We start from the raw sequence: 18,084 nt of genomic DNA on the forward strand, positions 1-18,084 counted from the left end.
CCATTCGTAGCCCGTCGCGTGATCGGACCGGCGACGGGATGGACTGGCAACGGAGACTGGTGACTGGAGAGACTGGCGACGGGAGGGACTGGCGGCGGGGACCGAGCAGAAACCGTGTCGGTCCCGGCCGAATTGTCCGGTGACGGGAGCGTTTTGACTGAACGTCCAGTCAGCCGCGGTATGGCCGATCGCTTCCAGTTCTATCCCCTCTACCTGACGCGGTTCGTCGCGAGTCTCGGCTACATCACGCTACTGACGCTGTTGCCGACGTACATCGAGGCCCTGGGCGCGACGGGCGTCGTGGCCGGCCTGTTCGTCACGGCCCTGGGGGTCGGCCGGACGGTAGCCATCCTCCCGCTGGGCTGGGCGGCCGACCGCTACGACAAGCGCGCTATCCTACTGTTCTCGCTGCTGCTCAGCGGCGTCTCCTACGGCCTCTTTACCCTCGTTGACTCGTCGCTCGGGTTCATCGTCGCCCGGACGCTCCAGGGTCTGGGCATGGTCGGCACCGGGATGGTGAGCCTCGCGCTGGTCGGCGACCTCGCGGCGGCCGACGACCGGGCCAACCAGATCGGGAAGTACAACTCCTGGCGGATGGCCGCCGGCGTCATCGGCACGCTCGGCGCGGGCGTCCTCTACGACTACTACGGGTTCGACCCCATCTTCGCCGTCCTCGTGGTGCTGTTCGCGCTGGCGCTCGTCGGCGTCTGGTGGCTCGTCGACAGCGACGACACGACGGTCACCTCCTTCGCCTTCTTCGACCTGGCGCTGAACGACCGGATCCTCACGGTCACGAGCTTCCGGGCGCAGTACGCCGTCTCCGTGACGCTGGTCCGCAACTGGATGCCCATCTTCGTCGGCGTCGCCGTGGCGCGGGGCGGGCTGGCGCTTTCCGCCACCGCCGTCGGCGTCGTCGTCGCCACCGAGAAGTTCACCAACATGCTCGGCCAGCCGTTCGCAGGCCGGCTCTCGGACCGCTACGGCCGCGGCCTGTTCATGGCGGTGGGCGGCGGCGCCTACGGGCTGGTCGCGCTGGCCATCCCGCTAGCGCCCGCCGCGGGCGAGGCGCTGGGGCTCGCCGCGACGCTCCCCGTCCTCGGGACGATGCCGGCCGCCTTCTTCGTCGCCGTCGCGCTCAACGGGCTGCTCGGGCTGGCCGACAGCCTCCGCGAGCCGGCCAGCATGGCGCTGTTCGCCGACGAGGGGAAGGGCAGCGGCATCACCAGTAGCTTCGGCATCCGCGGGCTGGTCTGGCGGCCCGGCGCACTGATCGCGCCGCTCGTGGGCGGGTACCTGATGGACACCGCCGGCATGAACTGGGTGTTCGTCCTCGCGGGCGTCACCGCGCTGACCGGCGTCGCGACGTTCCTCGGCATCGTCTCGAAGCGGTACGGCCCGCGGGAACTCGCGCGCTGGTAGTCGCCCGGGGGACCGCGGGAGAGGCCAGGACGACCGTCCGGCGGCTGGCGGGACTACGTGCTGCGGAACAGGTCGTGGTAGAACTCGAGGATGTCGTACTCGTCGACCGTGCCGTCGCCGTTGTAGTCGTGCTGACTGGCGTTCGACCTGATCTCGTCCGACTCGTACCGGTCGGCGAACGCCCGCATGTCGTCGATGTCGTGGTCGCCGTCGCCGTCGACGTCCTCGACGAGGTCGTCGCCGTCGAGGTCGCCCGCGGGTCCGGACGGCTCGTCCGCCGACTCCTCGCCGGTCGAATCGCCGTCGGCCGAAGGTGAGTCGGCCGACGCACCGTCGGGCGCGAGCAAGTCCTTGACCGTGTCGCCCATGTACTGATCGCCGGTCAACAGGGTCCACTCGGCCGGCCGCTCCGAGACGAGTTCCGGGACCTCCTGGTCGGGGTCGTAGGGGTTGGTGAATCCCTCGCCTTCGAAGTCGCGCTCGAACATGCGCGGCGCCCAGATCGGGTCGAAGTTCCGGGCCGTCGAGTGGACGGGCCGGGTGGAGAGCCACTCGGCGACGTGCTTGCCGTAGTCGGGGTCGTGCTCCGCCCAGTTGGCCTCGCGAGCGCCCTCCATGGTGATCGCGCCGCCGACGGCCACGGAGGCGTCCGGATCGAATCCCCAGGAGGTCAGGACGACGGGGGCGACGTCGTAGGCGGGCGTCTGGTCGTCGTAGGACACGTCGCCGTCGTAGTTGACCGGGACGAGGAAGTCGTCGTAGTCCTCGGGCGTGGTCGGTCCGTGAGCCGGGTAGAGTTGCAGCGTGTACCCGATGTTCTCGCCGTCGAACTCCTCGATGACCGCGCCGAAGGTCGCCTGCGAGTACCGCGGTGATCCCATCAGCGTCAGGTTGTCAGCGTGGTTCCGGATGGCGTCGACCCACGGCTGGGCCGCGTCCAGCCACTCGTTCCACCAGTCGACCAGCGCCTGGCCGCTGACTCCGTAGTTAGAGTTGCCGTGCGGCGTGTGAAACGGCTCGAAGACGACGTGGTCGCGGTCCGCGTACCGCTCGGCGACGACGTCCCAGAACAGCTGGACCTCCTCGCTCAGCGTCTCGTCCGTCCACGCCCGGTTCGTGTCGCGGTGGTAGCTGACGAGCGCGTACGCGCCCTCCTCGGCGCACTTCCGGACCGTCGGGTCGAGGTAGGCCCGGACCTGGGCCTCGTCGAAGGCGACCGGCTCCGGGTTCCCGTCCGACTCGTGTTCAGCGATGTCGAAGGCCTTGACGGGCAGTCGGATCACGTTCGCGTGCCAGCCCCGCTCGGCGTCGGTCGCCAAGTCGATCACCTGCTCCGTGTTCTCGCCCCGGGCCTGCGCGGTCACGTCGATCCGCTTCGGGTCCGCGATTGCGACCCCGTGCAGTTCCACCTTCTGGCCGTCGGGATCGACGATCTCGTTCCCGTCCCGCTCGAGGCCGCGGCGGCGATTCCCCGTCGTGGTCTGCGGCGGCGCTGCCCGCCGCGCCGGCACCCAGTCCCACCGCGAGCGCGCCCGCGCCGGCGGCCGTCCGCATGAAGTGCCGCCGAGACGCAGTGGCTCGCTCCCGGGTTCGCATCCGATCCGTATCGCCAGTCCGTTCGATGTCGTCTGCCATGGTATCGATCTCCCTCCCTTGATCCCCAGTCCGTCCCTGGAAGGTTACCAGAACAATCCACTCCAGTACTAAATAACTAGTTGCGATTCGGAAACATATCTCCCGTTCCGATTCAGGTCAGTGACTGATACCGCCGAAGAAGCGGGTATCAGTCCGTTTTCCGGGACCGACGGCAGGAGGACGATCACATATTATTTTTTATACGTGTGGCTCGCAACGATCGAGGGGTGTATCGGCTTCCGGCCGGTCAGTGCTCGACAGACGCGGATCGTCCGGGCCGGGTCCCGTCGGTCCGGGCGATCTCGAGCACCGTCATCAGGTCCGTCCGGGAGACGAGGCCGGCGAGTCGGCCGTCGGTGTCGGTCACGAGCACCCGACCGACCCCCTCGCGCTGGAGCGCCGACAGCGCCTCGGTCGCCTCGGCGTCGCGGGGGACCGTGACGAGGTCCGTCGACATCACGTCCGCGACTGCGGCCCCGTCGCGGGCTCCTGGGGACCGCTCCTGGACGTCCTCCAGCGTGACGACGCCCGCCAGTTCGCTGCCCGCGAGCACGGGGTAGCCGGTGTGGCGCTCGCGGAGCATCCGGTCCAGCAGCTCGTCTAGCGGGGTCTCCGGCGCGACCGTGTCCAGCTCCGCGGCGGGCGTCATGATCTCGCCGACGGTCAGCCCCTCAAAGGCCGCCTCAACGAGGACCTGCCGGGTCTCGCCGGAGGCGGCGATGAAGATGAAGAAGGCGATCAGGACCCAGAAGAGGTTGAAGGCGAGGACGCCCGCCAGACCGAGCAGCACGGCGAAGCCCTTCCCGACGGCGGCGGCGATCTGCGTCGCCTCCAGCCGCGAGCGGTTGCGCGACAGCAGCGCCCGCAGCACGCGGCCCCCGTCCATCGGGAACCCCGGCAGCATGTTGAACGCGGCCAGCGCCACGTTCAGAATCGCCAGGTAGCCGAAGACGAACAGCGCGGCGGGCGCGGTGGGCGGCAGCGCGACGACGGCCGCGTAGCCCGCCAGCCCGAGGGCCACGCTGACGGCCGGCCCGGCGACGGCGATGACCAGTTCGTGCCGCCAGTCGTCGGGCATCTCGGCGAACTGCGCGAGGCCGCCGAGGAACCACAGCGTGATCGACTCGATCGCCAGGCCGTACCGCCGCGCCACCAGCGAGTGGCCCAGTTCGTGTAGCAGGACGCTGACGAACAGGCCGAGGGCGGCGGCCGTCCCGAGTAGCCACGGTTGAGCCCCGCCGGTCAGCGCTGCGGCGTCGATACCCGCGTCGAAGAGCCCGTTGAGCAGCTCCGCCGTCGGTCCCACCTGCGCGCCGATGAGGTAGGCCAGCACCGGCAACACGAGCAGGAACGACGCGCCGAGCTTGATCGGGATGCCGAACAGCGATCCGATGCGGACACTGGCCATGTTCGGGTATAGGGGCCCGAGCCCTATACGGACTGTTGTATAGTAGAAATTGAAACTATTTACACATCGAGGGGCACCCGGGGTGCCCCTCGAGTGTGTCAGTGCGTTCGATTTCTACTATAGCTCAGCACCGGTACGACAGCCTGTCCTCGGCGGACGAACCGGAAGACGGCGACGACAGTCCGTATCAGCCACCGCCTCGCGTCCGAAGGCGATACTGGTCCGCTCCCGGCCGTAACTGTCGGGTCGGGAACAGCTCTTTCCCGCTGGCGACCGAACCCTCGCGCGTGTACGACCGCGTGCTCTACCCGACCGACGGCAGCGACGGCGCGGAGGTCGCCACGGCCCACGCAATCGAGGTCGCCCGCAGGTTCGAGGCCCCGCTGCACGTCCTGTACGTCGTCGACGTCTCGGCCGCCCAGTCGACCGACGCCTATGACAGGGTGCCGCTGGACGCGACCGTCGAGGCCCTGGAGGGCGCCGGCGAGGAGATCGTCGACCGCGTCCGCGAGCGGGCCGCCGAGGCCGGCCTCGCGGTCGACGCCTCCGTCGTCGAGGGGATGCCCGCCAGCGCTATCGTCGGGTTCGCCGAGGCCGACGACGTCATCGTGATGGGGACCCACGGCCGCACCGGCCTCGACCGGTACCTCATCGGCAGCACGACCGAGAAGGTCGTCCGGACGGCCGACGTGCCGGTGGTGACCGTCCCGATGACGGAGACGCAGGCGCCCGACGACGCCCCCGGTGTGGGGGACGGGGACGCGGTCTGAGACGGGCGGCGACGGGAGCGCGGTGCGGTCCGGCGTTCCACGTGAGCCGCCGACCGCCGCGACCCGGCGTCTGACGATCGTCTGACGCCGATCGATCAGTCCGGCCGCCGTCACCCGATTTTCACTTCCGGGCCGGCAGGCAGACATATATACTCGTCAGTCTCCTGTGGTCGACCATGATCGAGACGCTGCGGCGGACCGTCACTGGCTGTTACCCGTTCAGGTCGGGGCAGTTCCGCGAGTGCCGGCGGTGCGGGACGACCGTCGACGACGACCGGGACTGTCCGGCCTGCGGGTCGTCGGACATCGTGCAGTACGACCTCTGAACGGTCCTCGTGCCACAGTCAGCGCGTCCGAACGCCCGGCAGCGGCGAGTCCGGAGCCCTACGAGAACGACGGGAGGACCTCCTCCTCGTAGAGGTCGAACAGCGCCGCCTGATCGTCGCCGATCTGGTGGACGTAGACGTGGTCGTACCCCGCGTCGACGGCCTCCTGGATGCTGTCGATGTGCTGTTGAGCGTCCGGGCCGGTCATCGTCGACCCCTCGGCGATGTCCTCCTCGTCGACCATCTCCACCGCCTGCTCGAAGTGCGCGGGCGACGGTAGCTCGGCGCTGAGTTCCCCCGGCAGGCTCGTGTTGGGCCACTGCTCGTGGACGGTCGAGATCGCCTCGTCCTCGCTGTCGGCGACGCAGGCCGACAGCTGGCAGAGCCGCGGCCCCTCGCCCCCGTTGTCCTCCCACGTCTCGACGGTGTCCTGCGGCCCGACCGACCAGAAGCCGTCGCCGAAGTCGGCCGCGGCCGTCGCCGCCTTCGCCCCGTAGGCCGACACGCAGATGGGCGGCTCCTCCTCGGGGAGCGTGAACAGCTTCGCGTTCTCGACGGTGTAGTGTTTCCCGTGGTGGGAGACGTTCTCCCCGCTCCAGAGCTTTCGGATCACCTCGACCGCCTCCTCGAGCATCTCCAGGCGGACCTCGTGCTCGGGCCAGTGGTCGCCCAGCACGTGCTCGTTGAGGTTCTCGCCGGTGCCGACGCCGGCGAAGAACGTCCGGCCGTCGAACATCGCCGCCGCCGTCGCGGCCGCCTGCGCGTAGATCGCCGGGTGGATCCGGATGATCGGCGCCGAGACGCCCACGCCGACGTCGACGTCGTCAGTCGCCGCCGCGACGCCGCCCAGCGTCGACCAGACGAACGGCGCGTTCCCCTGCGCGCTGACCCACGGGTGGAAGTGGTCCGAGGCGGAGACGAAGTCGAAGCCCACCTCCTCCGCCCGCGCGGCGTGCTCGACCAGGTCGTTCGGGCTGTGCTCCTCGCTGGAGAGAGTGTATCCGATCTGGGGCATTGATGACTCCGGGGCGGTCTGGCGGCCGCCGACTCCCTCCGCTTCACGTGTCAGCAAGGTAATTCTATTGCCGGCGTGAGCGGGGTGCTTGTGGGGCGGGCGTGTGGTGACGGACAGGCCCGCCCTCGCCGAGTGAGTCACCCGCAACGGTATTGGTTACGCAGCCAATCGGCTGTAATCGGAATGGGGGTGCCCTCCGCCCGGCGGAGTCCCACCGCGTTGATCGCAGTCAACGTCTTCCTGATCGCGATCATCGCCGCTGGGCTCGGATTCCGGGTCGCCAGCGGGGCGGAGCTGTCGGGCGCGTGCCTCGCCAGCGTGGCCACCGGCGTCCCCGCCCACGTCGCCTTCGCCGTCGGCGCCTATCGGCTCGGCCGCTCGGAGGTCACACCGGAGTCCTATCCTCGGATCGTCCGGTGGACGCTCGTCGGCGCGGGACTGCTCGCCGCGCTCGTCGGCGTCTTCGCGGTCACGCTGCACGAGTCGTGGGTCGCGGTGGCCGGGACGATCAGGTGGGCGGTGGGGATCGGCGGCGGCGCTGGCTTCTTCGCCGGCTTCGTCAGCGCTCGCCTGACCGAGCAGCGCCTCGCGGCCGAGCGTGCCTCCGTCCGCGCCGAGGAGGCCAGGCGGCGACAGGAGTCGCTGGAGTACCTCAACGCGCTCCTCCGTCACGAGGTCCTGAACGCGGCGACCGTCGTCTCGGGGCGGACGGCACACCTCCAGTCGCAGTCCGAGGACGACGACCTCGCCGAGCACCTCGCGGCCATCAGGCGCCAGGCCGACGACATGGCCGCGACCGTCGACGACGTCCGCACCCTGATTCAGGCGAGCACGGACGCGGCGGACCTCGAACCGATCGACGCCGTACCGATCGTCGAGGAGCAGCTCCGGACGCTCGACGAGCAGTACGACCGCCTCCGGACGGAGTCGGACCTGCCGGCGACGGCGGTCGTGCGCGCCGACGACCTCCTCGGGCGGCTCTTCGAGGAGCTGTTCCGGAACTGTATCGAGCACGCCGACGCCGCCCCCGTCCGCCTCACCGTCACGGGCCGGACGACCGACGAGCACCTCGTCGTCGAGGTGGCCGACGACGGGCCGGGGATTCCGCCCGACCTGCGCGAGGGGTTGTTCGCGCAGGGCGTCGATCGGCTGGACGAGAAGAGCCGGCTGGGAGCGGCCATCGTCGGCCAGCTGACCGAGACGTACGGTGGGGACGTCGAACTGACCGAGACTGGCCCGGACGGGACGGTCGTCACGGTCCGGTTGCCACTGGCGACGCCGCGGACGGGGAGCGGCGGAAGCCGGTCGACGACGGCGGACGACGGTCGCGAGTAGCTGCGAAAGCCTGTTTTGCCTCGGGGCGCTGGTCCACGACAATGAGCGACAGCGACTCTGGTGGTCCCAAGCAGGTCTCCGACCCGGAGTACCACAGCGAGAACCACACGGCCGCCCAGACGTGTGGCTGGACCGCCAACGCCGTCCGGGGGGAGGGCAAGTGCTACAAGTACATCTTCTATGGGATCGAGTCGCACAGGTGCATCCAGATGACGCCCGTCGTGAAGTGCAACGAGCGGTGCGTCTTCTGCTGGCGGGACCACGCCGGCCACGCCTACGAACTGGACGGCGTCGAGTGGGACGACCCGGCCGCGGTCGCCGAGGCCTCGCTGGACCTCCAGAAGCGGCTCCTCTCGGGGTTCGGCGGCAACGACGAGGTGCCCGACCAGGTGTTCGAGGAGGCCATGGAGCCGCGCCACGTCGCCATCTCGCTGGACGGCGAACCCACGCTCTACCCCTACCTGCCGGAGCTCATCGAGGAGTTCCACGACCGCGACATCACCACCTTCCTCGTCTCGAACGGCACCAACCCCGACGTGCTCGCCGACTGTGACCCGACGCAGCTGTACGTCTCCGTCGACGCCCCCGACCGCAAGACGTTCGACTCGACCGTCAAGGCCGTCGAGGACGGCGCCTGGGACTCGCTGATCGACACGCTAGACGTCCTCGCCGAGAAGGAGGAGACACGCACCGTAATCCGGACGACGCTGGTCAAGGGCCACAACATGCACCACCCCGCGTGGTACGCGGCGATGTGCGACCGCGCGAACGCCGACTTCGTCGAGATGAAGGCCTACATGCACGTCGGACACTCGCGGGGCCGGCTGGACCGGGACTCGATGCCCAGTCACGACGAGGTCCGCGCGTTCACCGAGGACGTCCAGCAGTTCCTGCCCGACCACGACGTCATCAAGGAGGTCGAGGAGTCCCACGTCGCGGTGCTCGCGCGCGACGAGGAGACTTGGGTCCCGAAGCTGGAGAAGGGCAGCGAGTTCTGGGAGCGGGATCCGGTGGTTAGTTACTGAGTGCGAGGTTCCGACCGACGGGAGGCCTCGGACAGAGCGAGCGGGAGCGACCGCAGGGAGCGACACGCGAGCCGCGAGGTTCCGACCGCGGGGAGGAACCTCGGACAGAGCGAGCGGGAGCGACCGCAGGGAGCGACACGCGAGCCGCGAGGACCTCGGACGGTGACGAGTGAATCGTATCTTAACCTATGTGTTTTAGTGACAGAATCGTTGTAATGTGCTAGAATGGGATCCTCGTCGCCCTCAGAATCGCCACTTCGTACTCGGGCCCAGCGGCAGGAATTCGTTGCCGATATCGGTCGGCTGGCCCTGGAGGCGGGCGACTTCGAGCGGCTACTGGACGAGGTCGTGGTGGGGATTGCGGCGGGGCTGGACGTCCCGCTGAGTCAGGCACTGGAACTGCGGCCCGACGGCGACGAAGCGCTCCTCAGACGCGGCGCGGGCTGGGACGACGGGCTCGTCGGCACCGCCGCCGTCCCGACGGAGGGGTCGACGGCGGGACGGGCCCTCGAGACCGGCGAACCGGTCGCCGTCGACGACCTGCGCGCGGACGAGCGGTCCGCCGCGGCCGGGGCGCTCACGGATCGCGACGTCGTCGCCGCCGTCAGCGTCGTCGTCGGCCCGAGGGACGACCCGTGGGGCGTCCTGGAGGCGTACGCGACCGAGGATGGGGCGTTCGCAGACGCCGACGTGGCCTTCCTCCGGAGCGTCGCGAACGCCCTGGCGGCGGCCGTCGAGACCGACCGCGTCCGGGACGACCGCGACCGGGAGCTGGAGCGCTACGAGCGCCTCGTCGACCGGCTCCCGGTCGGCGTCTACCGCAACACGCCCGGCCACGACGGGGAGTTCGTCGAGGTCAACGACGCGATGCTGTCGATCTTCGACGCCGACAGCGAGTCTGAGCTGCTGGACTGCGACGTCAGCGCGCTCTACCCCGACCCCGAGCAGCGCAGCGAGTTCAGCGAGCGGCTCGAGCGCGAAGGGGTCGTCGAGGACGTGGAACTAAAGCAGGAGACCCTCGACGGACGGCCGATCTGGATATCGGTGACCGCGATCCGGACCGAGGAGGACGGCGAGGTCTACTTCGACGGCATCGTTCGCGACGTCACCGAGCGCAAGCGCACCCAGCAGCGACTGGCGGAGGAGCGCGACACGTTCGCCGAGGGGCCGGCGGTCGTCTTCCGGTGGAAGAACGAGGAGGGGTGGCCGGTCGAGTACGTCTCCGAGAACGTCGAGGACGTGTTCGGCTACGCGCCGGCGGAGCTGGAGTCCGGCGACGTCCCGTACACGGACCTGCTCCTCGAGGGGGAGATCGACCGGATCGCCGCCGAGGTCGCCGAACACAGCGACGAGACGACCGAGCGGTTCAGCCACGAGCCCTACCGCGTCCGGACGAAGGACGGCGAGGTCCGCTGGGTGAAGGACACCACGAAGGTCGTCCGCGACGAGGCCGGCGAGATCACCCACTACATGGGGTACCTAGTCGACATCACCGAGCGCACGGTCCGGGAGCGGGAGCTGGAGGAGTCCGAGCAGCGCTACCGCACGCTGATCGATCACTTCCCCAACGGCGCCGTCGCCCTGGTCGACGAGGACCTCCGCTACCGGACCGTGGGCGGCGAACCGGAGCGGATCGCGGACCTGACCGCCGACGAACTGGAAGGGGAGCCGGTCGCCGAAGCGGTGTCGCCGGAGCTGGCGGCCGAACTCGTCCCCCGCTACGAGGCCGCCCTCGAAGGGACAGCCGACTCGTTCGAAGCGGAACTGGACGGGCGGTGCTTCCAGTTTCAGGTCGTGCCCGTCCGCGACGGGGACGGCGAGGTCTTCGCCGCGCTCGGCACCTCGCAGGACGTCACCGAACGGACGAAGCACGAGCGGATGCTGACCAAGTACGAGGCCATCGTCGAGACGATCGACGACGGCATCTACGTGAAAGACGAGGACGGCCGGTTCACGATCGTCAACGAGGCCTACGCCGAGATGACCGGCTACGACCGCGAGGAGCTGATCGGCGAGCACGCCTCCATGGTAGTCGACGAGTCGACCATCCAGCGGTCGCGGGCGACGTTGGACAGCGGCGACGGGAACCGGGTCATGGAGGCCGACATCGAGACGGCCGGCGGCGACCGGTTGCCGGCCGAGGCGACGTTCGCGACGCTGGAGACGGGCGACGGCGAGTCGGAGGAGATCGGCGTGGTGCGGGACGTGAGCGAACGCAAGGAGCGCGAGCGCGAACTGGAGCGCTACGAGACCATCGTCGAGGCCGTCAACGACGGCGTGTACGTGGTCGACGAGGACGGCCGGTTCACGATGGTCAACGACTCGTACGCCGAGATGACCGGCTACGACCGCGAGGAGCTGATCGGCGAGCACGTCACGACGGTCGTCGACCGGGACGTCGCCGAGGCGGCCCGCGGGGTCGAGGCCGAGATGCGCGACGGGCGCTTCGACGGGACGCCGATCGAGGCCGAACTCGAGACGAGGGACGGCGACCGGGTCCCCGCGGAGGCGACGTTCGCGATACTGGAGACCGGCGACGGCGGGGAGCAGCGCGTCGGCGTCGTGCGAGACGTCACCGACCGACGGGAGTACGAGCGCCGGCTCGAGGCGTCCAACGAGCGACTCGAACAGTTCGCGTACGCCGCCTCCCACGACCTCCAGGAGCCCCTTCGGATGGTCTCCAGCTACCTCCAGCTGATCGAGCGCCGCTACGCCGACGAGCTGGACGACGAGGGCCGGGAGTTCCTGGCGTTCGCGGTCGACGGCGCCGACCGCATGCGGGAGATGATCGAGGGACTGCTCGAGTACTCCCGCATCGAGACCCGGGGCGAGCCGTTCGAGCCCGTCGACCTCGACGACGTGCTCGCGGAGGTCCGCGACGACCTGCAGATCCGGATCGAGGAGACGAACGCCGAGATCGACGCCGAGTCGCTGCCGACCGTCGAGGGCGACCGCGGCCAGCTTCGACAGGTGCTCCAGAACCTGATCGACAACGCCATCGAGTACTCCGGCGACGCGCCGCCCAGGATCCACGTCGGCGCAGAGCGGAACGGAAGCGAGTGGGCAATCTCGGTCAGCGACAGGGGGATCGGCATCGATCCGGACGACGCCGACCGCGTCTTCGAGGTGTTCCAGCGCCTCCACACCCACGAGGAACACGAGGGCACCGGCATCGGCCTCGCGCTGTGTCGCCGCATCGTCGAGCGCCACGGCGTCCAACCGAGCGAAGCGAGGCTGGGCTCGGAGGACGAACAGAGCGAGTCCCGCGGCGTCCGCGCGAACGGGGTGAGCGCGGGCTCGACAGACGGGCGAAGCGAGTCTGTCGGCGGCGACATCCGGATCGACTCCGAACCCGGCGAGGGGACGACGGTCACCTTCACGCTGCCAGCGGCGGACGGCGACCGGTGACGGTCCCCGCTGTCGGCCCCCACGGCTTCGCAGAACCGGCCGAGAACGACCAAAACGCAGGAGTTATCCTCCGGACGACACTAGTTACGGGCACCTCTATGGACGCGACGTCAGCCAGTCGTCGTCGGGCCGCGCCAGCGAAGGCATGACGGCGGGCCCGGACCTGCCGGTCGTTCTCGTCGCGGTCGCGCTCCCGTTCACAGCCGTGGCGCTGGTTCCGACGGCCTACCGCCTGCTCGGGACGCAGACCGGCTATCTCGGCGCGGCCGTCGCCGCTGCCTGCTTCGCCTTGCTGGCGACCCAGTACGGCGCGACTGGCACCGTCGGGCTGGAGTGGGTCCCGTCGCTGGGGATCGGCCTCCGGTTCCGCGTCGACGGCTGGGGACTGCTCTTCGCGCTGCTGGCCAGCGGCATCGGCGTCCTCGTGTTCACCTACTCGGCCGGCTACCTGCACGGCGGGCGGGAACTCGTCCGCTACTACGGCGCCCTGCTGGCCTTCATGGGCTCGATCCTGGGCGTCGCGCTGGCGGCGGACCTGGTCGCGCTGTTCCTGTTCTGGGAGCTGACCAGCGTCGCCTCGTTCGTCCTGATCGGCTACCACGACGACGACCCCGAGTCGCGGTACGCCGCGCGGATGGCGATGTTCGTCACCGTCGGCGGCGGCCTGTTCCTGCTCGTGGCCCTCCTGTTGCTGTGGCAGGCCTCGGGCGCGGCGTTCGGGTCACCCACGCTCTCGCTGACGGCGATGCTGGAGAACGCCGACGCGATGCGGGCAGCCCTCCGCGAGCGAGGGGCGTTCGTCCCGGTCCTCGCCCTGGTCGCCGTCGGCGCGGGGTCGAAGTCCGCGCAGGTGCCGCTGCACTTCTGGCTGCCCAACGCGATGGCCGCGCCGACGCCCGTCTCCGCCTTCCTGCACTCCGCGACGATGGTGAAGGTCGGCGTCTACTTCCTCGGCCGGGTCCGCCCGCTGCTCTCCAGCCCCGAGTGGACGCTGCTGTTCGCCACGGTCGGGCTGGTGACCATGACGGTCACCGCGGTGCTGGCCGTCGCCGCGACCGACGTCAAGGAGCTGCTGGCCTACTCGACGGCGAGCCACCTCGGACTGATGGTCGCCGCGTTCGGGTTCACGACGGCCTACGGCGCGGCCGGCGGTACGTTTCACCTGCTCAATCACGCCGCGTTCAAGGCCGCCCTGTTTCTCGTGGCCGGTATCGTGGCCCACGAGGCCGGCACGCGGCGGATCAACGACCTCGGCGGCCTCTGGCGGGACCTCCCGATCACGGCCGCCATCACCGCGGTCGCGGCGCTCGGGATGGCGGGCATCCCCTTCTTCAACGGCTTCTACTCCAAGGAGCTGGTCTTCGCAGCGGCCTACGAGGCGGCCAGCGAACTCGGCGGCCTCGCTTGGGCGTTCCCCGTCCTCGCGACGCTGGCCAGCGTGTTCACGGTGCTGTACTCGCTTCGCTTCCTCGCGATGTTCGTCGGCGAGAAGCCGACCGCGCTGGGCGAGGTCCACCGGCCGCCGCTCGCGATGCTCGTTCCGCCGGCCGTCCTCGCCGTCGTCGCCGGGACGATCGGGATCGCGCCCGAAATCGCCGTCGGCCCGGTGATCGAACCGGCCATCGCGGCCGTCGGCGGCGGGCCCGGGGACCCACACTATGTGGTTCCGACGGAACTGTCCCCCGCGGTGGCGATGACGGCCGTCGCCATCGGCGGCGGCGCGGCGGCCTACCCGTCGTACGACCGCCTCCACCGCGGGATCCGGGGAGCGGTCGCCGGCGCGCCGCCCGCGCGGGCGAACTGGTGGTACGACCGCGCGCTCGACGGCGTCGACCGGCTCGGGGCGGCGTCGGTCCCGCGGATCCAGAACGGCCTGCTGCGGACCTACGTGGGCTGGTTCGTCGGGCCGGCCTGCGGGCTCGCACTGCTGGGCTACGCCGCGACCGGGCTGGCACTGCCCGCGGTCGACCTGATCAGCGTCTCCCCGACCGTACTGCTGGTGTTGCTGGTGGCCGTCATCGCGGCCGGCACGGCGACCACGGGCCCGTCGCACGTGACGGGCGTCCTGCTGCTCTCCGTGCTGGGGTTCATGCTCGCCATCTTCTACATCCTGGCCAGCGCGCCCGACCTCGCGCTGACGCAGCTGGTCGTCGAGACGCTGACGCTGGTGATCTTCCTGCTCGTGATCGAGGAACTGCCGGCCTACTACCGCGAGGTTGAGGAGTCGATCGCGGTCAGGGACGTCGTCCTCTCGCTGGGCGTGGGCACCACCGTCTTCGTGACCGTCCTCCTGACGGCCGGGCGGACCGAGTCCGCGCTCGCTGGCTACTTCACCGAGCAGGCGATCCCGGAGGGCGGCGGGCACAACGTCGTGAACGTGATCCTCACGGACTTCCGCGCGTTCGACACGCTCGGGGAGTCGGCGGTGATCATCGTCGCCGCGATCGCGATCCTGACGCTCGTCCTGACCCGAGACAGGGGTGAGTCGCCGTGAGCACGGTCATCACCCGGACGACGACGCGGGCCGTCGTCCCGCTGATCGTCGTCGTCGCCGTCTCGCTGTTCGTCCAGGGGCACAACCTGCCCGGCGGCGGGTTCATCGGCGGCGTCCTCACGGCCGTCGCGTTCGTGCTGATCTACATCACCTACGGACTGGACTTCCTCGAGCTGGCGCTGCTGGGCAGCGTCGCCGAGACCGGCGGGGACCCGTTCGAGGACCGCATCGTCGACGCCTACCGGCGGCTGTTCGTGTTCGGCCTAGCGCTGGCCGTCGGCAGCGGCCTGACCGCGATGGCCTTCGGCTTCCCCTTCCTCAGCCAGTCGTTCGTGATCTACCACGACGTGCCGCTGTACCACGAGATCGAACTCGCCAGCGCGCTCGCCTTCGACCTCGGCATCTACTGCGTGGTCGTCGGCGGCCTGCTAACGATCCTCTCGGTGGTGGGATCGGAATGACGCTCGTACTCGCCACGCTGCTGGGACTGTTGTTCGCCTTCGGCACCTACCTGCTGTTGCGCCGTGACCTCGTGTGGGTGATCTGGGGACTGGCCATCGTCAGCCAGGCGGCCAACGCCTACCTGCTGACGGTCGCCGGGATCGCCGTTCCGGGCGTCGAGTCCGTCCCCGTCCTCGGTCACGGGGCCGAGGGAGCGGTCCCGGAGACGGCCGACCCGCTCGTCCAGGCGCTGGTGCTGACGGCCATCGTCATCAGCTTCGGGATGACCGCCTTCGCGCTGGTGGTCACCTACCGCGTCTACGAGGAGCACGACACCATCGACGTGTTCGAGATCGGGGGTGAGCGCTGATGGCGGCCGACGCGCTCGCCGTCGCGCCGCTTCTGGTCCCGCTGCTCGCGGCCACCGCGGCGCTGCTGACGCGGCGCTGGCCCGTGATCCGGACGTCGGTCAGCGTGGCCGGCGTCGTCGCGTACGCCGGCGTCGTCGCGCTGGTCGCGTGGCGGGTCGTCGTCGCCCCGGACGCCCCCGGGGCCGTGGCCTACCAGGTCGGCGACTGGCCGGCGCCGTTCGGCATCACGCTGGTCGTCGACGCGCTGTCGGCGTTCGTGCTCGTCCTGACCGCGGCCGTCGCCCTGCCGGCGATGCTGTCCTCGGTCCGGTACCTCCTGCCGGAGGACGAGGACGTCTACTACCACCCGCTGTACCACTTCCTGCTGGTGGGCATCACCGGCGCCCTGCTGACGGGCGACCTGTTCAACCTGTTCGTCTGGTTCGAGGTGCTGCTGATGGCGACCTACGTCCTCGTCTCGTTCTACGGCGGCGTCGCGCACACGCGGGCGACGCTGTGGTTCCTGGTGCTCAACATCGTCGCCAGTGCGGTCATGCTCGTCGCTATCGGCGGCCTGTACGCGACGACGGGGACGCTCAACATGGCCGACATGGCCCGGCGGCTGGCCCGGCCGGCGGCCTCCGGCGTCGCCGTGGGGCCGGTCGTCGGGCTGTCGGCGCTCCTGTTCGCCGTCTTCGCGCTGAAGGCCGGCCTCGTTCCCTTCCAGTTCTGGGTCCCCAGCGCCTACACGGCAGCGCCGCTGCCGGCCACCGCGCTGCTGGCCGGCGCCGTCAAGAAGGTGGGCGTCTACGCCATCCTGCGGCTGTACTTCACCGTCCTGTCCCCGGCGAGCGTCCCCGTGAGCCTGCCGGGCGTCGCAGGCGACTCGCCGCTGGCCTTCCTCGGGCCCGTGCTGCTGCTCATGGCTGCCGCGAGCGTCGTCTTCGGCGGTCTGGGCGCGATCCGGGGCCGCTCCGTCGAGGAGGTGCTGGCCTACTCCAGCATCGGCCAGGTCGGGTTCATCGCGATCCCAGTGGCCATCGCCGCGCTCGTCCCGTCGCCGGCCCGGGAGCTGGCCGTCGCCGCCGGGCTGGTGTACGCGCTGAACCACACGCTCGCGAAGGGGATGCTGTTCCTGGCCGCGGCGACCGTCCGGAGCGCGGCGGGCACGAGCCGGCTGTCGGAACTGGGCGGCCTCGCCGGCCGGTTCCCGGCGCTGTCCAGCGCGTTCATGGTCGGCGCGCTGGCGCTGATCGGGATCCCGCCGCTGTCGGGCTTCTTCGGCAAGTTCCTCGTGTTCGACGCGGCCGTCCGGGCCGACCGCTCGCTGACGCTCGCGGTGCTGGTCGGCGGGTCGCTTTTGACCATCGCCTACACGACCCGGGCCTGGCTCCGCGGGTTCTGGGGGGAGCGGACGGCCGCGGTGGAGACGGCGGTCCGCGACCCGGCACAGGTCGCCGTCGTCGTCGCCATGGCGCTGGCCGTGGCGGCCGTCGGCGTCGGCTTCGAGGTGGTCTTCGCGTTCGCGGAGGCCGCGGCCGAGGCGGCGACCGACACCGACGCGTACGTGGAGGTCGTCGCTCCGACCGGAGGTGTCGAGGAATGAAGACGCGCACCTGGCCGGTGTTCGGCGTCGCGCTCGGGGCGCTGCTCGTGTTCGTCCGGGGCGTCCAGCCGACCGCCGAGGCGCTCGCCGGCCAGTTCCTGTTCGGACTGGCCATCGGACTGCCCATCGCGTACCTGTTCCGGCGGTTCTACCCCGACCGGATCGACCCGGTCCGCGGCGTCCGGGCGCTCCCGTACGTGGCGCTGTACCTCCTCGCCTTCGGCCGCGAGGTCGTCGTCGCCAACCTCGACCTCGCGTACCGGGCGCTCGCGCCGGACCCGCCGCTGGCCCCTGAGGTCATCTACGTCCCGCTGCGGGTCGAGACGGAACTGGGGATCACCAGCATCGCCAACACCGTCACGCTCACGCCCGGAACGGTCGCGCTGGACTACGACGACGACCGCAACGCCATCTACGTCCACGTGATCGACGAGCGGGACCTGTCCGACGTCGTGGCCGCCATCCGCGAGTGGGAGGACTATGCGCTCGTGGCGCTGAACGAACGGCGCCGCCCGGGCGACGAGGCCGGCGACGTCATCGTCACGGGAGGTGAGGAGAGTGGCGACTGAGGCGCCGGCCCCGGTGCTCGAACTGGCGGTCCAGGGTGCGCTGCTGCTGATCGCCGGACTCTGCGTCCTCTGTGCCTACCGCGTCGTCGCGGGGCCGACCATCCCGGACCGCGTCGTCGGCCTCGACGCCATCGCGACGAACGTCGTCGCCATCGCCGTCCTCTTCGCCGTCCTGACCGGCCGGCCGCTGTTCGTCACGGTGTCGCTCGTACTCGCGATCATCGGGTTCATCGCGACCGTCACGGTCGCGAAGTTCGTCGTCGAGGGAGACATCATCGAGTAA

The 18,084-nt window shown here is 70.1% G+C and carries 15 protein-coding genes; 12 read left to right on the top strand and 3 right to left on the bottom strand.

All coding sequences use genetic code 11. The annotated features are described in order from the left end of the window. Window positions 1-180: 180 nt before the first annotated feature. Entirely contained in the window at window positions 181-1,419 is a 1,239-nt protein-coding gene (locus tag LCY71_RS06365) for an MFS transporter (protein WP_225335523.1), read from the top strand. A 53-nt stretch (window positions 1,420-1,472) separates the two neighbouring features. Here the strand turns inward: LCY71_RS06365 and LCY71_RS06370 are convergent, their stop codons facing one another. Both LCY71_RS06370 and LCY71_RS06375 read right to left on the bottom strand, forming a co-directional pair. Beyond that, entirely contained in the window at window positions 1,473-2,930 is a 1,458-nt protein-coding gene (locus LCY71_RS06370; RefSeq protein WP_225335524.1) for a glycoside hydrolase family 5 protein, read from the bottom strand. Between the two features lie 371 nt (window positions 2,931-3,301). Then, the gene (locus LCY71_RS06375) at window positions 3,302-4,462 is read right to left on the bottom strand and encodes a CBS domain-containing protein (protein WP_225335525.1); all 1,161 of its coding nucleotides are present in this window, start codon (window positions 4,460-4,462) and stop codon (window positions 3,302-3,304) included. A gap of 287 nt (window positions 4,463-4,749) precedes the next feature. Here LCY71_RS06375 and LCY71_RS06380 point away from each other — a divergent pair, with 287 nt between their 5' ends. Both LCY71_RS06380 and LCY71_RS06385 read left to right on the top strand, forming a co-directional pair. Continuing rightward, window positions 4,750-5,232, top strand: a complete 483-nt coding sequence (locus tag LCY71_RS06380) for a universal stress protein (protein WP_225335526.1) — start codon at window positions 4,750-4,752, stop codon at window positions 5,230-5,232. A gap of 176 nt (window positions 5,233-5,408) precedes the next feature. Beyond that, entirely contained in the window at window positions 5,409-5,558 is a 150-nt protein-coding gene (locus LCY71_RS06385) for a hypothetical protein (protein ID WP_225335527.1), read from the top strand. A gap of 58 nt (window positions 5,559-5,616) precedes the next feature. On the opposite strand, the gene LCY71_RS06390 is transcribed toward LCY71_RS06385, so the two are convergent. After that, window positions 5,617-6,573: a TIGR03557 family F420-dependent LLM class oxidoreductase gene (locus LCY71_RS06390; protein ID WP_225335528.1), complete on the bottom strand. Its 957-nt coding sequence runs from the start codon at window positions 6,571-6,573 to the stop codon at window positions 5,617-5,619. Window positions 6,574-6,756: 183 nt separating this feature from the next. Here LCY71_RS06390 and LCY71_RS06395 point away from each other — a divergent pair, with 183 nt between their 5' ends. From LCY71_RS06395 to LCY71_RS06435, 9 genes are all read left to right on the top strand, one after another. After that, on the top strand, window positions 6,757-7,908 hold the full coding sequence (locus LCY71_RS06395; protein ID WP_225335529.1) for a sensor histidine kinase: 1,152 nt from the start codon (window positions 6,757-6,759) through the stop codon (window positions 7,906-7,908). Window positions 7,909-7,949: 41 nt separating this feature from the next. Next, the gene (gene twy1, locus LCY71_RS06400) at window positions 7,950-8,933 is read left to right on the top strand and encodes a 4-demethylwyosine synthase TYW1 (RefSeq protein ID WP_225335530.1); all 984 of its coding nucleotides are present in this window, start codon (window positions 7,950-7,952) and stop codon (window positions 8,931-8,933) included. 225 nt (window positions 8,934-9,158) lie between these two features. Further along, window positions 9,159-12,341, top strand: a complete 3,183-nt coding sequence (locus tag LCY71_RS06405) for a PAS domain S-box protein (protein WP_225335531.1) — start codon at window positions 9,159-9,161, stop codon at window positions 12,339-12,341. A 145-nt stretch (window positions 12,342-12,486) separates the two neighbouring features. After that, window positions 12,487-14,835 (top strand): hydrogen gas-evolving membrane-bound hydrogenase subunit E, encoded by a 2,349-nt coding sequence (mbhE, locus tag LCY71_RS06410; RefSeq protein ID WP_225335532.1) that lies wholly within the window; start codon window positions 12,487-12,489, stop codon window positions 14,833-14,835. Next, the gene (locus LCY71_RS06415) at window positions 14,832-15,296 is read left to right on the top strand and encodes an MnhB domain-containing protein (RefSeq protein ID WP_225335533.1); all 465 of its coding nucleotides are present in this window, start codon (window positions 14,832-14,834) and stop codon (window positions 15,294-15,296) included. Before mbhE ends, LCY71_RS06415 begins: the two co-directional genes overlap by 4 nt. Continuing rightward, window positions 15,293-15,646, top strand: a complete 354-nt coding sequence (locus LCY71_RS06420; RefSeq protein ID WP_225335534.1) for a sodium:proton antiporter — start codon at window positions 15,293-15,295, stop codon at window positions 15,644-15,646. The genes LCY71_RS06415 and LCY71_RS06420 overlap by 4 nt, the downstream gene beginning before the upstream one ends. Further along, window positions 15,646-17,232 (top strand): complex I subunit 5 family protein, encoded by a 1,587-nt coding sequence (locus LCY71_RS06425; protein WP_225335535.1) that lies wholly within the window; start codon window positions 15,646-15,648, stop codon window positions 17,230-17,232. The genes LCY71_RS06420 and LCY71_RS06425 overlap by 1 nt, the downstream gene beginning before the upstream one ends. Further along, the gene (locus tag LCY71_RS06430; RefSeq protein WP_225335536.1) at window positions 17,229-17,801 is read left to right on the top strand and encodes a Na+/H+ antiporter subunit E; all 573 of its coding nucleotides are present in this window, start codon (window positions 17,229-17,231) and stop codon (window positions 17,799-17,801) included. Before LCY71_RS06425 ends, LCY71_RS06430 begins: the two co-directional genes overlap by 4 nt. Continuing rightward, window positions 17,791-18,084, top strand: coding sequence for an MrpF/PhaF family protein (locus tag LCY71_RS06435; protein ID WP_225335537.1), 294 nt, complete (start codon window positions 17,791-17,793; stop codon window positions 18,082-18,084). The genes LCY71_RS06430 and LCY71_RS06435 overlap by 11 nt, the downstream gene beginning before the upstream one ends.

The organism is Halomicrobium urmianum, assembly GCF_020217425.1.
Lineage (GTDB): Archaea > Halobacteriota > Halobacteria > Halobacteriales > Haloarculaceae > Halomicrobium > Halomicrobium urmianum.

Bases quoted from the DNA above. Each gene is read 5' to 3' on its own strand.
- LCY71_RS06375 (WP_225335525.1), bottom strand. From the start codon at position 4,462: ATGGCCAGTGTCCGCATCGGATCGCTGTTCGGCATCCCGATCAAGCTC.
- mbhE (WP_225335532.1), top strand. From the start codon at position 12,487: ATGACGGCGGGCCCGGACCTGCCGGTCGTTCTCGTCGCGGTCGCGCTC.
- LCY71_RS06430 (WP_225335536.1), top strand. From the start codon at position 17,229: ATGAAGACGCGCACCTGGCCGGTGTTCGGCGTCGCGCTCGGGGCGCTG.
- twy1 (WP_225335530.1), top strand. From the start codon at position 7,950: ATGAGCGACAGCGACTCTGGTGGTCCCAAGCAGGTCTCCGACCCGGAG.
- LCY71_RS06420 (WP_225335534.1), top strand. From the start codon at position 15,293: ATGACGCTCGTACTCGCCACGCTGCTGGGACTGTTGTTCGCCTTCGGC.
- LCY71_RS06405 (WP_225335531.1), top strand. From the start codon at position 9,159: ATGGGATCCTCGTCGCCCTCAGAATCGCCACTTCGTACTCGGGCCCAG.
- LCY71_RS06385 (WP_225335527.1), top strand. From the start codon at position 5,409: ATGATCGAGACGCTGCGGCGGACCGTCACTGGCTGTTACCCGTTCAGG.
- LCY71_RS06365 (WP_225335523.1), top strand. From the start codon at position 181: ATGGCCGATCGCTTCCAGTTCTATCCCCTCTACCTGACGCGGTTCGTC.
- LCY71_RS06395 (WP_225335529.1), top strand. From the start codon at position 6,757: ATGGGGGTGCCCTCCGCCCGGCGGAGTCCCACCGCGTTGATCGCAGTC.
- LCY71_RS06425 (WP_225335535.1), top strand. From the start codon at position 15,646: ATGGCGGCCGACGCGCTCGCCGTCGCGCCGCTTCTGGTCCCGCTGCTC.
- LCY71_RS06390 (WP_225335528.1), bottom strand. From the start codon at position 6,573: ATGCCCCAGATCGGATACACTCTCTCCAGCGAGGAGCACAGCCCGAAC.